This window comes from Haemophilus paraphrohaemolyticus (genome assembly GCF_002015045.1).
In the GTDB taxonomy this organism is placed as follows: domain Bacteria; phylum Pseudomonadota; class Gammaproteobacteria; order Enterobacterales; family Pasteurellaceae; genus Haemophilus_A; species Haemophilus_A paraphrohaemolyticus.
Genome location: NZ_MUXX01000005.1, coordinates 20,863 through 35,301, shown reverse-complemented (window position 1 = coordinate 35,301; position 14,439 = coordinate 20,863). Strand labels below are relative to the sequence as shown.

General features: G+C 36.9%; 12 protein-coding genes. 10 read left to right on the top strand and 2 right to left on the bottom strand.

Features of this window, described 5'->3' with window-relative positions:
• Positions 1-62: 62 nt before the first annotated feature.
• Complete coding sequence (locus B0184_RS03990; RefSeq protein ID WP_005709195.1) at positions 63-704, top strand: MerR family transcriptional regulator; 642 nt, start codon at positions 63-65, stop codon at positions 702-704.
• On the top strand, positions 701-4,150 hold the full coding sequence (locus B0184_RS03985; protein ID WP_005709220.1) for an acyl-[ACP]--phospholipid O-acyltransferase: 3,450 nt from the start codon (positions 701-703) through the stop codon (positions 4,148-4,150). Before B0184_RS03990 ends, B0184_RS03985 begins: the two co-directional genes overlap by 4 nt.
• An 87-nt stretch (positions 4,151-4,237) precedes the next feature.
• Here the strand turns inward: B0184_RS03985 and B0184_RS03980 are convergent, their stop codons facing one another.
• Positions 4,238-4,780 (bottom strand): ComEA family DNA-binding protein, encoded by a 543-nt coding sequence (locus B0184_RS03980; protein WP_005709215.1) that lies wholly within the window; start codon positions 4,778-4,780, stop codon positions 4,238-4,240.
• A 125-nt stretch (positions 4,781-4,905) separates the two neighbouring features.
• Here B0184_RS03980 and B0184_RS03975 point away from each other — a divergent pair, with 125 nt between their 5' ends.
• The 3 genes from B0184_RS03975 (at position 4,906) to B0184_RS03965 (ending at position 7,970) form a co-directional block, all read left to right on the top strand.
• A complete protein-coding gene (locus tag B0184_RS03975) occupies positions 4,906-6,204 on the top strand; it encodes an L-cysteine desulfidase family protein (RefSeq protein WP_005709240.1) in 1,299 nt (432 codons plus the stop codon).
• Between the two features lie 161 nt (positions 6,205-6,365).
• Entirely contained in the window at positions 6,366-7,256 is an 891-nt protein-coding gene (locus tag B0184_RS03970) for a 5' nucleotidase, NT5C type (protein WP_005709197.1), read from the top strand.
• A 3-nt stretch (positions 7,257-7,259) separates the two neighbouring features.
• Complete coding sequence (locus tag B0184_RS03965; protein WP_005709204.1) at positions 7,260-7,970, top strand: SIR2 family NAD-dependent protein deacylase; 711 nt, start codon at positions 7,260-7,262, stop codon at positions 7,968-7,970.
• Positions 7,971-8,021: 51 nt separating this feature from the next.
• On the opposite strand, the gene B0184_RS03960 is transcribed toward B0184_RS03965, so the two are convergent.
• Positions 8,022-9,023, bottom strand: a complete 1,002-nt coding sequence (locus B0184_RS03960) for a virulence RhuM family protein/type II toxin-antitoxin system death-on-curing family toxin (protein ID WP_005709205.1) — start codon at positions 9,021-9,023, stop codon at positions 8,022-8,024.
• 217 nt (positions 9,024-9,240) lie between these two features.
• On the opposite strand from B0184_RS03960, the gene B0184_RS03955 reads away from it, so the two are divergent.
• The 5 genes from B0184_RS03955 to B0184_RS03935 are packed head-to-tail and all read left to right on the top strand — an operon-like array spanning position 9,241 to position 14,434.
• Positions 9,241-9,441 (top strand): DNA translocase FtsK, encoded by a 201-nt coding sequence (locus B0184_RS03955; RefSeq protein WP_005709191.1) that lies wholly within the window; start codon positions 9,241-9,243, stop codon positions 9,439-9,441.
• Entirely contained in the window at positions 9,438-10,283 is an 846-nt protein-coding gene (locus tag B0184_RS03950) for an SIR2 family NAD-dependent protein deacylase (protein WP_005709222.1), read from the top strand. The genes B0184_RS03955 and B0184_RS03950 overlap by 4 nt, the downstream gene beginning before the upstream one ends.
• Positions 10,283-11,035, top strand: coding sequence for a PP2C family protein-serine/threonine phosphatase (locus tag B0184_RS03945; protein WP_005709237.1), 753 nt, complete (start codon positions 10,283-10,285; stop codon positions 11,033-11,035). Before B0184_RS03950 ends, B0184_RS03945 begins: the two co-directional genes overlap by 1 nt.
• A 38-nt stretch (positions 11,036-11,073) precedes the next feature.
• Complete coding sequence (locus B0184_RS03940; protein WP_005709208.1) at positions 11,074-12,444, top strand: DUF262 domain-containing protein; 1,371 nt, start codon at positions 11,074-11,076, stop codon at positions 12,442-12,444.
• A gap of 1 nt (position 12,445) precedes the next feature.
• Positions 12,446-14,434, top strand: coding sequence for a DUF262 domain-containing protein (locus B0184_RS03935; protein WP_005709216.1), 1,989 nt, complete (start codon positions 12,446-12,448; stop codon positions 14,432-14,434).
• Positions 14,435-14,439 lie beyond the last annotated feature (5 nt).

Here is a 14,439-nt window from a genome sequence, read left to right as displayed (position 1 = left end):
GTTTTGAAGAGATTAAAATAGCAGCCAATTTAATCAATACGATTTTATGAAAAGGAGCTTTTATGCTCAAAATGAATGATTTGGTGAAGTTAAGCCAAACGCCGAAATCCACCATTCTTTATTATGTTAAAGAGGGATTGTTGCCTGAACCTGTAAAAGATAAGCCGAACTTTCATCTTTATGATGAACGATGTGTGTCATTGTTGGCATTTATCAAATATCTGCAAACTAACTTTAATGCTTCTATTTCACAAATCAAAGATTTGTTTGCCCATTCTGAATTTGATTGGCAAAACCCTTATGAGAGCTTGATTTCATTGATTGGCATTATTATGGGCGCAGAAAACGAAACCTTCTCGCCTGAATCGCTTTGCCAAGAGTTTGAGATTTCTGAACAGGCTTTAAACCAAATGGTAGATGAAGGCTTGTTAAACCCTCGTAATGGCATTTTTACGGGCAAAGAGCGAGAAATTTTAGCGATTATTTGCCGTTGTAATGAAGCGGAACGTGCGATGTTAAATAGCTACCTGCAAGCAGCAAAAACATTAGCTGTGCAAGAAGTTGATCTCACACTTTCTGCCATTAAAGAAAATGAGCAAAAAGATGAAAGATTAAAACACCTTTTTGATTTATTGCTGGTGGTAAAACCTTACCTTCTTAATATGAAAACCTTAGCGGTTTATCAACAGGAGATTCAATTATGAAACTCTTAAAACACGCGGGCTTTTTGCCCTATTTAGCTATTGCCTTTTTAAATGCAAGTGTTGATCTTGCCCATAAAATCACTATCCAAAATGTGCTACTCAAAAGTTTTGAGGGTAACACTTTGGTGGTGTTAACCGCACTAATCAACGCAATGATTTTATTGCCGTTTATCTTCCTTTTCTCGCCATCTGCCTTTATTAACGATAAATTCAGCAGAACCAAAGTGATTCGTTGGAGTAGCCTTGTAGCCGTTGGTATTAGCGGGGCTATTTTAGTGAGTTATCTCATCGGGCAGTTTTATCTTGCTTTTGCGTTAACCCTTGTGCTCGCAGCACAAAGTGCAGTTTATTCGCCTGCAAAATACAGCATTATTAAATCAATTGTAGGCACGGAAAACATTGGTTTTGCGAATGGGGTTGTTCAAGCGTTGACCATTGTGGCAATTTTGTTTAGCTCTTTTGCATTTTCGATTTTATTTGAAAGCCATTATGTTGCTTCAAGTGAGCCGAATACTGTGCTGCAAAGTGTGTGGTGGATTGGTGTTGCTTTGGTTGCATTTAGTGCATTAGAAGCATTCTTTGCTTTCAAAATTCCTTTCTTCAGCCAACAAGTGGTCGAAAATGAAGAAAAATTTGCAATGTCGAAATACCTTTCGCTAGGCTACTTACGCGATAATATCCGCACCTTGCGTGCAGATAAAAATATCTGGTTAAGCGTGATTGGGTTAAGCCTGTTCTGGGGCGTATCGCAAGTGATTGTGGCGGCTTTCCCAGCACACTATAAAGTGCTGTTTAACGCAGATAATGCGGTTATCATCCAAGCCATTCTTGCGGTAAGCGGCTTAGGTTTAATCGTAGGATCATGCCTTGCGGGCAAGGCATCAAAATTACACATTGAACTTGGGATTGTACCCGTTGGAGCATTAGGGATTTTCGTTTCGCTTTTCTGCTTAACGCTTGTGCAAAACAACGCAATGTTAATGCTTTGCTCTTTTGGATTTGGTTTCTTCGGTGGATTATTTATCGTGCCGTTAAATGCAACCATCCAATATTTTGCCCCTGAAAAAATTAGCGGCAAAATTATGGCGGGCAATAACTTTGTGCAAAATGTCTTTATGGTTGGCTTCTTGTTGCTTAGCATTCTATTTGTAGAGTTTAGCGTTTCAACCACAGGTTTATTCTTAACCGTATCAGTGGTTTGCTTGCTAGGCAGTTTTTATGCAATGTGGCAACTTCCGCACTTATTCACCCGCTTGTTGTTATTACCATTGTTGAAAACAAACTACCGTTTCCACGTGGAAGGGTTGAAAAACTTACCGCAAAGTGGTGGCGTGTTGTTGCTAGGAAACCATATCAGCTGGATCGACTGGCTCGTGTTACAAGCCGCAAGCCCACGTGCGATTAAATTTGTGATGTTCCGTCCGATTTACAACAAATGGTATCTCACTTGGTTCTTACGCATTTTTAAAGTCATTCCAATTGGGGCTGGCTCAAGCCGTGAGTCAATTGAAACTATTCGTAAATATCTTCAAAACGGTGAAGTAGTAGCGTTGTTCCCTGAAGGTCATATTAGCTATAACGGTCAAATCAATGAGTTCAAAAAAGGTTTTGAGCACGTTTTAAAAGATTTAGAAAATGTGACCACCGTGCCATTTTATTTACGTGGCTTATGGGGCAGCAGTTTCTCACGTGCGAATAGCTTCTATAAAAACTTAACCAAACGCCAAGGCAAACGTGAAATCTTGGTAGCATTCGGTAAGCCAATTCACGGCTTTATTGATGCAACTGCGATGAAACAAAAAGTGCTGGAGCTCTCTTATTCTGTGTGGGAAAAAGTGATGCAGAAACGCAAACCGCTTACGCATCACTGGCTTAATAACGCAAAAGCGAATTTGTTTAAAGAGTGCGTGATGGATAGTCAAGGTATAAAACTCAACAACTTGAAATTCATTACCGCAGTGTTATTGATGAGTAAGGCGTTGAAAACACAACTTGGTGATGTGAAAAACGTGGGCGTGTTGTTACCAAGCTCCGCGATTGGAGCAATTGTGAATATGGCGTTGATGATTATCGGCAAAGTGCCTGTTAATCTAAACTATACGCTAAGCCCTGAAGTGATGGCAAAAGCACTTGTGAAAGCTGAAGTTGAGCACGTGATTTCAGCCGAGAAATTCCTCAATAAATTAAACGCAAAAGGCTTCTGTTTCGATGAAGTGTTGATAGGCAAGTTATTACAAGCGGATGAAATTGCAAAACAATTTACCAAAGGTGAAAAAGTGAAAGCGATGCTCACTGCATTATTTGCACCAGTGTGGTGGATTAAATTGATGCATTTTGAGGAAATTCGCTTAAATGATACCGCAGTAATCTTATTTAGTAGTGGTAGTGAAGGCGACCCGAAAGGCATTGAAATTAGCCATAAAAATTTACTCACCAACATCAAACAAGTAAGTGAATTACTTAATTTCCACAAAGAGGATGTGATTTTAAATTCATTGCCAATTTTCCACTCTTTTGGCTTAACGGTTACAACCTTATTGCCACTTTGCGAAGGGATTAAAATGGTAAGCGTTGCTGACCCGACCGATGGGGCAGAAGTGGGTAAAATGTGTGCAAGACATAACGTCAGTATCCTGTTTGGCACATCAACTTTCTTCCGCTTATATATGCGTAACAAAAAACTTCATCCGTTGATGTTTCAAAGTGTCCGAATGGTGATTGCAGGAGCGGAAAAACTCAAACCAGATGTGAAAGAAGCGTTCCGCTTGAAATTTGGTTTAGAGATCTACGAAGGGTATGGTGCAACCGAAACCACCCCAGTGGCAAGCGTGAATATGCCGAATATTCTCGACCCAGATACGTTAAAAGAGTTTAGCTTCAATAAAGTGGGCTCTGTGGGTATGCCATTGCCAGGTACGATCATAAAAATTGTCGATCTAAATACGCTGGAAGAATTGCCTGTGGGTGAAGATGGCTTAATTCTGATTGGTGGCGGTCAGGTAATGAAAGGTTACTTGAATGATCCAGAAAAAACGGCAGAAGTGATTGTCGAGCTGAATGGCGTGCGTTATTACAAAACGGGCGATAAAGGGCATATTGATGAAAATGGCTTTGTGACCATTGTCGACCGCTATTCCCGATTTGCCAAAATAGGTGGTGAAATGATTAGCCTTGGTGCGGTTGAAGAAAATATCGCTCAAGTGCTAAATGATGAACATCAATTTGTCGCAGTTGCGGTGGAAGATGATAAAAAAGGTGAGAACATTGTCTTGTTGGTGAAATCGGCACTAAGTTTAGAGGAAATCAATGCGCGAATTAAATCACTCAGAGTGCCACCAATTATGTTGCCAAGTCGAGTTCTGTTGGTTGATGAAATTCCATTGTTGGGATCTGGTAAAGTTGATTTCAAAGGGGCAAAATCATTGGCAGTAATGCTCACTAGATGATTAACCTATGAAAGAAGCGGTATAAATTTTGCAAATCTCCGCAAAAAATGTACCGCTTGTGAGGTCTTTATCGTATTTTGAATAAGGTTAGAACGTTAAATATGGGCTGATTTTCTCAATGGTTGCATTGCCAATGCCTGAGATTTTGCTTAATTCTGCCGCATTTTTGATTTTTCCCACTTTATTACGATATTCAACAATCGCTTTAGCTTTTGCTTCACCAATGCCGCTTAATTTTTGTAACGTTGCGGCATCTGCTTTGTTGATATTAATTTTTGCTGCTTTTTCTGCTTTTGCTACGGTATTTTTCGCTGCAGATTTAGCAGCATCTACTTTTTCTGTTGCTTCCGTTTTTACTGAATTTAACGTTTCACGTGCTGTTTTTGCATCATTTTTGACCGCTTTTACTTCCGATTTTGCTTTTTCTACAACCGCATTTTTCATTTTGCTCATATCGGTTGCTGCTGAAGTTTCAGTTTGGGTAACCGCTTTTTTCGCTGAAGAAAGTTCGTTGTTAATCGCCGTTTTTGCCTCTTGTTTAAAGGTGGCAAGTGGGTTTGTTGTTTCAGCAAAAGAAGAGGTTGCAGTCATTGCAACAGCAAGGGCTAATAGTGCTTTTAATGGTTTCATTTTTTGTCCTTAAATGGGGAAATGAGGGTTAATCATAATGAAAAAAACTGTACAATAAGACCCGTTTAGCAAAATGAAGTTCATTTTAATTTTTTAGTTGTGTGTTTTATAAGCAAGAGAAAACGATGAGAACCTTTGATTCCACCACCGAACAAAATATTTTACGTGTTGTGCAAGAAGAAGTTGTGCCTGCGTTGGGTTGTACGGAGCCGATCTCTTTGGCGTTAGCCTCAGCAACCGCCCGTTATTATTTAGGCAAAATGCCTGAGCGTATTGAGGCAAAAGTTTCGCCCAATTTAATGAAAAACGGAATGGGGGTAACCGTGCCGAATACGGGCACGGTTGGTCTGCCAATGGCTGCGGCAATTGGGGCGATTGGTGGCGATCACCAAGCAGGCTTAGAGGTGTTGAAAAACATTTCTGCCGAGCAAGTGGCACAAGCCAAACAGATGATGAGCCAACATTTGGTAAATGTGGCGATTTTCGATACCGAGCATATTTTGTATTCGGAAGCGACCCTGTTTGCGGGAGATGAGAGTGTAACTGTTCGCATTGCCGCCCATCATACCAACGTGATTTACATTGAAAAAAATGGCGAGGTGCTTTTCTCTGTACCTTGTTTGGTGGATAGTGGCAATGCGCCCTGTGTCTTTTCAGAACTGACTGCCAAAGATATGTTCGATTTTTCGATGAGCGTGGTGTTAGACAAAATCCGCTTTATTCAACGTGCTGCCGAGCTGAACTCCGCCCTTTCACAAGAAGGCTTGCGAGTCGATTACGGCTTGCATATTGGGCGAACCTTGCAAAAGCAGATTGGGCGAGGTTTGATTAGCGATGATTTGCTTAACCGCATTGTGATTGAAACCACAGCCGCAAGTGATGCTCGTATGGGGGGGGCCAATTTACCAGCAATGAGTAATTCAGGTTCTGGCAACCAAGGCATTACCGCCACGATGCCAGTGGTAGTGGTCGCTCGCCATATTAACGCAAGTGAAGAACAGCTCATTCGATCCTTATTCCTTTCGCATTTGATGGCAATTTATATTCACAGTAAACTGCCTAAACTCTCCGCCCTTTGTGCGGTAACAACCGCTGCAATGGGAAGTTGTGCGGGCGTGGCGTGGTTGCTTACCGAGAGTTTCGATGCGATTAGTATGGCTATCAGCAGTATGATCGGCGATATCAGTGGCATCATCTGCGACGGTGCAGCCAACAGTTGTGCAATGAAGGTTTCTACCAGCGTAACTTCTAGCTATAAATCGATTTTAATGGCATTAGATAATACGCAAGTCACAGGCAATGAAGGGATTGTCGAACACCAAATCGACCGTTCAATCAACAACCTCTGTGCGATTGCCAGCCGAAGTATGCAGTATACGGATAGACAAGTGATTGAAATAATGGTGAGTAAGCCGAAAATCTAAAAATACAAGCACTCAAATCGGCACTCCTGATGCCAAGAAGCACAACCGAATTGGTAAAGATTATCAAGAAATTGACCGTACTTATTTAGACGAAAATGCCTAACGACATAAATTGTCGCTTCATCTTTTATCATTAAGCCATCAACAGAGAGGGCATTAAAATGAAGAAAATTGTTTATATTGATATGGATAATGTGATGGTTGATTTCCCGTCTGGTATTGCAAAATTAGATGAGAAAACCAAGCAAGAGTATGAAGGGCGATATGATGAAGTTGAGGGCATTTTTAGCTTAATGGAACCCATGCCAAACGCCATTTCTGCCGTTCATAAATTGATAAAAAAATACCATATTTACGCACTTTCTACCGCTCCTTGGCATAATCCATCAGCTTGGAGTGATAAAGTAAAATGGATTCAACGTTATTTCGGCGAAGCAAAAGGCTCGGCATTATACAAGCGGTTAATTTTATCTCACCATAAAAACCTGAACCAAGGTGATTATTTAATTGATGATCGCACTAAAAATGGGGCGGATAAATTCGAGGGTAAACACTTACATTTTGGTACTGAACAATTTGCTAACTGGAACTGTGTTCTCTCTTACTTAGATTGCGGCCCTTTTACACCAAGTGACATTTTGCAGGATTGTTTAAAAAAATCAGCCGCACTTGTGCAAGTTGAAAATGAGGAACAAAGTCGAATCATTGGTGCTTTTACAGATCGCTATAAATGGCAAGTGTTTAATTTGGCATGTGTTTATGCGGATGAAACAGCAACCGAACAGAAAACGGTCTATTTAATTATCAGCCCTTATCTCAGTGATGAATTTAAAATGCGTATTGAAGCAATGTGTGCTCATATTCAAGCGGAATATGACGTGTTATTACGCTCAAAATCACAGCTAAAACAATATTTCCAACGCCTTTCAGAGAAGCCATTCTTGCATATTGAAAGCTATACTTATCAACCCCTTTATAAAGCAGGGAATATTTTAGGTATGATGGGAAGAGATAGACAGGTTGATGAAATTTTAGGACAAAAAGGAGCCTGAAAAATGACTTTGGAAAAGAAACCAATTTGCGTAGTATTAACGGGTGCTGGCATTAGTGCCGAAAGCGGTATTCCTACTTTTAGAGCGGAAGATGGCTTATGGGCAGGACATAAAATAGAAGAAGTTTGCACGCCTGAAGCCTTAAAGAAAAACCGTGCAAAAGTATTGGCGTTTTATAATGAACGACGTCGTAATGCTCAAGCTGCAGAGCCTAATGCTGCACACTTAGCTTTGGTTGAATTGGCAGAGTTTTATGAAGTTCATATAATTACCCAGAATGTTGATGATTTACATGAGAGAGCGGGAAGTACTAACGTACTCCATTTACATGGTGAATTGAATAAAGCGCGCAGTAGTTTTAATACCGATTACATTGTTCCATGTTTGGGTGATCAACTGTTAGAGGATAAGGATAATCACGGTCATCCAATGCGTCCACATATAGTCTTTTTTGGGGAAAATGTACCCATGTTTCCTAAAGCAGAAAAGTTAGTGAAAAAGGCAGATATTGTGATTGTTATTGGTACGTCATTACAAGTTTATCCAGCTAATGGATTGGTAAATCTTGCTCCATATGGTTCACTTATCTATTTGATCGATCCAAATCCTAATACAGGATTTGTTTGTAAGAAAGTAATTGCAATAAAAGAAAAAGCGGGTGAGGGCGTTCCGAAAGTGGTCGCTGAGTTATTGGAGAAAATTAAAAAATCATAGAAAATCGACCGCACTTTTTAAATAAATAGCGACTTCGGTCGCTATTTATCATTACTTATCTTGCTTATGTTTAAGCATATGCATAATAAGCCTAATGAGCGTTTCTTTTTGTTTCGGATCAGATTCGGCAACTAATAACGTGAGTGCAGCAAGCCCGGTATCATTGATAACTGGATGCCCATTATGATCAAACAAACGCCCATTTCTATGTAAGAAATCTACAAATAAAAATGCACCGCTACGTTTATTACCATCTGAAAAAGGATGGTTCTTGACAACAAAATAAAGTAAATGCGCTGCTTTTGCTTCAATGCTTGGATAAGCGGGTTCACCAAATACACTTTGATCTAAATTGCCTAGAATCGCAGATAAGCCATTATCTCGTTCACGTCCAAACAGATCACTTGCTTCACCTTTTGCCATCAGCTGTGATTTCAACTCTGCTAGTGCAGAATAGGCCTCAGCATAAGTCGGTAATGTACCGCCTTGCTGTGTTTGTGGTTCGGTAAGTAAACCTTCATCATATTGTTGTAGCCATAAAAACGTATGCGTATAACGGCTGACAATATCCACTAATCCACGACCACTTTCTAGCGTTAATTCCGCTGAATTTGCCGTTTTTTGAATAAGCGCAAGTGCTTGTTCTAATTCGTGAGCATTTTGCTGTAAACGTTTTTGGTTAATGGTATAGCCTTGAGTAAGATATTCTTTTAAACGTGCAGTTGCCCAAATTCTAAATTTAGTACCTAAAATAGAATTAACTCTATAACCCACAGATATAATTACATCAAGATTATAGTATTCAATTGTTCGATTAATTTGTCTTTTGCCTTCAATTTGAACTGTTGCATTTTTTGCAACAGTTGCTTCTCTATTTAACTCGCTATCAGTATAGATATTGCGTAAATGACGTGAAATAACGGACTTATCTCGCCCAAATAAATCAGCCATTTGCTGTAAACTTAGCCAAACGGTGTCATTTTCAAATCTCACTTCCACTTGCGTTGTGCCATCTTGAGCTTGGTAAATTTCAATCGGGTTTTGGTTATTCATATTATTTTCCTTAATAACTTACATGTATATATAACCAGATAAATATACATATTGCAATAAGGATAATCTTATTTGTAAAAGATCTTTAAAAATAACCGCTTTCAACATTCGCAAACGACACAAGTTGTCGCTTCCTTTCATATAATTTCTCCATAAAGAGAAATTCTTTACTTCTTACATATTTATAAAGCCTTTAATTAAGAAAAAGGAGCAAATAATGGCAATGAAAGTAATTATGGCAAGAGATCCACTTTTTGAGGATGTAAAAAAATTTGTGCAACAACAAAAAGTTGCATCTTGCTCGATGATTCAACGCAGATTTATGTTGGGTTTTAATCGAGCTGGACAAATTTTAGAACAGTTGGAACAAGCGGGTATTATTTCATCAATGAAAAGTGGACAGAGAAAAGTATTATGAAAAATGATTTGAATTATGCAGTGGAACTTATCCGAAAAGCGGATGGCATTTTAATTACAGCTGGTGCGGGTATGAGCGTGGATTCTGGGCTGCCCGATTTCCGCAGCGTTGGTGGATTTTGGAATGCTTATCCTATGTTTAAAGAACATAATATATCTTTTGAAGAGATCGCGACGCCACTAGCTTATAAGCATAATCAGGAACTTGCCTATTGGTTTTATGGGCATCGATTAGTTCAATACCGAAATACTATTCCTCACGAAGGGTATCAGATTTTAAAACGCTGGGCGGAAGCTAAATCTCACGGATATTTTGTTTTTACCAGTAATGTTGATGGGCATTTTCAAAAGGCTGGTTTTGATGATAGCCATGTTTATGAAGTACACGGTACTTTGGAGCGTCTTCAGTGTGTCAATAATTGTCGAGGATTAAGTCGGTCTGCATCAAGTTTTCAACCTGTCGTGGACAATGAAAACTTATGTTTAACCAGTGAAAAACCACATTGTCCTTATTGTGGGGGCTTTGCTCGTCAAAATGTACTAATGTTTAATGATTGGAGTTACGCAAGTCAATATCAGGATTTTAAAAAAGTGCGGTTAGAATCGTGGTTAAAAGAAGTGCAAAATCTCGTCGTCATCGAACTGGGGGCAGGGAAAGCCATTCCAACTGTGCGTCGCTTTTCTGAGCGTACGGCGAAAGCAAAAAAGGGCGGATTTATCCGTATTAACCCACAAGATGAAGGTGTGCCGAAAATGCACTTTTTAAGTCTAGAAATGAAAGCGTTAGATGCCCTAAAAGCGATTGATAGCCTTCTAAATCCTTCTCAACAAGCGGTTGAATAATGGAAAATTTTTGCGAAATTACCTTCTGCCAACAAATTGGCAGCAACAAGCGACACAACCAAGATGCTCTTTTTAATGGCGAAGCGGTGTTTCAATATAAACTCAAAACAGCTGAAAAATGTCTTGAAAACCGACCGCACTTTATTGTGGGCGTGGCAGATGGAATTTCCAATAACAACCGACCTGAAAAAGCGAGCAAATTGGCTATGCAATTATTAAGCAAAATGGAAAGCCTAAGTCGCCAAACGATCTACGATTTACAATCCAGTTTATCAGCAGAATTAGCGGAGGATTATTTCGGTTCGGCGACCACGTTTGTGGCTGCCGAAATTGATCAAATTACCCGTAAAGCGAAAATTCTGAGCGTAGGCGACAGTCGTGCTTATTTGATTGATACTCAAGGAAACTGGCAACAGATTACCCAAGATCATTCAATTCTTTCTGAATTATTGGCTGATTTCCTCGATAAAAAAGAAGACGATTTTGCCACGATTTATGGTGGCGTTTCTTCTTGTTTAGTCGCCGATTATTCTGAATTTCAAGATAAAATTTTTTATCAAGAAACTGAAATTCAGCAAGGAGAAAGTTTATTACTTTGCTCTGATGGATTAACAGATGGCCTTTCTGCTGAAGTAAGAGAAAAGATTTGGAAACAATATGATAATGATAAATCAAGATTGACTGTTTGCCGTAAATTAATTGCTAAACAAGGATTTTATGATGATTTATCGGTTATAATCTGTGCATTTTGATTTATATTATAAAAATATTCTAAGGAACCCAAATTATTATGAGTGAAGAAAAAGCAAAAATACTCAAGATTAAAGATGTATTTGATTTGAAGTTGAGCATTCCTGATTATCAAAGACCATATAAATGGACAATAAAACACGTTCAACAATTACTTGATGATTTACTGACACATTTCCGTAATCAACAACAAGTTTATCGAATTGGAACAGTGGTAATACATAAATATAATGAAGAAAACAAAGAAACTAAAAAAATTGAAGAAAAGTTAGATATTGTTGATGGTCAGCAACGTTTAATTACGCTTTCATTATTACTTTATTATTTGAATAATGAAAAAAAATTCATGGATAAGTCTTTATTAGATGAGGGTGTAGCACATACTCTTAGTAAGAGTAATATAATTAATAATTATAATTTTATTAAAAATTATTCTATTTCCCATAAGGAAGCATTTAAAAAGTATCTTTTAGAAATTTGTGAGATGGTTTATGTTGAATTAGATGATTTAGACGAAGCCTTCCAATTTTTTGACTCACAAAACTCAAGAGGGAAACCTTTAGAATCTTATGATTTGCTGAAAGCTTATCATTTACGAGAAATGGAAGATAAGCCAAAAGAGATTATTCATCATTGTGTTGAACGTTGGGAGAAATCTGCACTTTCTCAAGAAATTAATAACTTAGATAAAATTATCAACTATATTCTTTTTAGATTACGCCGATGGCACTATCAAGAAAGCGGAGAGGTTTTTACATCGGACGAGCTAGAGACATTTAAAGGTGTATCAGAAGGTGCTACCTATCCTTATCTTAGTCCACTGTTTTCAACAAAGGTTGTAGAGAAATTAGCACAACAAAATCCTATGTTTTATCATCCAAGATTTGTGAAGACAAGTTTTCAAACAATACAAACTCTAATAAATGGAGAGCAATTTTTTGATTATGTTCAGTATTATTCTGAGCTCTATGAAAAATTATTTAAAGAAGGAAGTGGGCTTGTTGATAAAGTGAAAAAAATTAACGGTAAAGATATAGAAAAAGGCGTAAATACTTTTCTTAACAATCAAGAGTATTGCTATCGAGTAGGAGATAAATATTTGAAAAATTTATTCGAATGTACCGTATTATTCTATTTTGATAAATTTGGTGAAGTATATTTAGATGAATTTATAAGTAAAGCATTTTTATGGGTTTACCTGATTCGCTTTAAACATCAACGTATCCCATTTAAAATAGTAGAAGATGAAGCTTGCTCAAAAAGTGGATTACTTTCCCATATAGAGCGTTCTTTAACACCATCTCAAGTATTAAAATATCCTTTAAGACTCTCGTTAATTAAAGATACAGTAGCTTTTCCAAATGTAAATGGAAATATAGATGGTAAAATAAAAGAAGTTTTTGGAGTATAAGATGACTAATAATATAAAATATGTAAAAACATTAACCGTGTCTGATTTATTTGATAATGATAATAAATGTAACTATATTATTCCAATCTACCAGCGTAATTATGCTTGGGGTGATAATGAAATTAGTTCATTACTTCAAGATATAAAAAATGCTTGTGAAAAAAATAAAGAACAAGATAAAAAATATTATATTGGAAGCTTAGTTGTCTATCGCCGAGAAAATGATGATTTTGAAGTGATTGATGGCCAGCAAAGACTAACAACACTTACGTTAATAATGCATCATCTTGGCAAATTAGGTTTTAGAAATGTTTTTTTTGAACATCGAGATGAATCTGAACAAGCATTATCCAATCTTAATTCTGAAAAATTACCAAGTAATTTTTCACAAGCATTAAAAACAATTAAGAAAGTAATTGATGAATGGGGGAATAATAAAGATGAAATTGTAAAGTTCCTTTTGGATAAAGTTGAAATCATTCGAACTGAAGTGCCAGAAGGTACAGATTTAAACCATTATTTCGAAATTATGAATACCCGTGGAGAACAGCTTGAAAAGCATGAAATTCTAAAAGCTCGTTTGATGAAGGAGTTGCCAATATCTGAGCAATCATTATTTGCAAAAATCTGGGATGCTTGTTCTGATATGAGTCGTTATGTTGTTACGGGGGTTAACTCTGAGTTAAGAGAAGTCATTTTTGGTAATGATTGGCAGAAAACACCTAGAGTTTTTAGAAAGGAAATTTTAAAAGTAGCCAATGAACTTAATAGAGGTAAAGGAAATAAAGAAGAGGACGGAAAGAAAATCGTAGATCTTCTTGATAGCAAGAAAAAAATAGAAATAAAAGATGGGTATTTAGAAGATAAATATGATGGTGCATTTACTTCAGTAATTAATTTTCCTAATTTCTTAATGCATGTTTTAAGAATTCATTTAGAAGAATATAATAAAGATCAAGATTTTACTCAAAATGTGTCATTAGATGAGAAGTTCTTATTAAAGTCTTACGAAGAAAGCTTTAAAGATAATGATAGGGAAGTTAGAAAGTTCATTTTTGTTTTATTTACTTGTCGCTATCTTTTTGATCGTTATGTTATCAAATCTAGCACAATTAGAACTGGAGAAGAAAATTGGTCGTTATGGAAGATTATGCGTAGTAGTTCAAATTATTACTATAAAAATTCATTTAGTGACAATACTGAAAATAAAAATGATGATGAAGAACTTAAGGATAGTGATCCTACAAAAAAAGCAGTGATGTTACTTTCAATGTTCCATGTTTCTAACACATCTCATAGTTATAAAAATTGGTTGTATGCTGTATTACGTTGGTTATTTAAGAATAAGGATAATATAACTCCCAGTAACTATATTGATTTTCTAGAAGATCTTTGTGATAAATTCTATTTTGGTAATAACTGCCAAGGAAAAGATATTACAGATATTATATTGGATAAAGTAGAATTTGAATTAAACTCAGGAGATAAAAAAGATTGGGATGATGGAGTAAATGTTCCTAACTTTATATTTAATCGATTAGATTATCAGTTATGGAAATTTTTCCACGAACAAGAACAAGAACAAGAACAAAAAGTAGAAATTTTGTCAGAAAATGACAAATGGTTAACTATTAAAAATAAAGAGGCTATTTGGAAAAAATTTAGATTTACATTCAGAAGTTCTGTTGAGCATCATTATCCACAGCACCCTTCAGAAGAACATGAGTTAGAGAGATTAGAGAAAAAGACTTTAGATAATTTTGGTAACTTGTATTTGTTATCTCAAAGTAAAAACTCTCGTTTAAGTAATTTAACACCTGAAGCTAAATGTACTTATTATCAAGATGAAAATTATGATAGTCTAAAACAGGCTTTAATGATGGAAAAAACAAAAGAGCTTAATAATTGGAAAACTGAGGAGATATTAAAGCATGGGGAAGAGATGTGGATGTTGTTAAACACACCAATTCCCAATATTTCTAAATCATAACGACA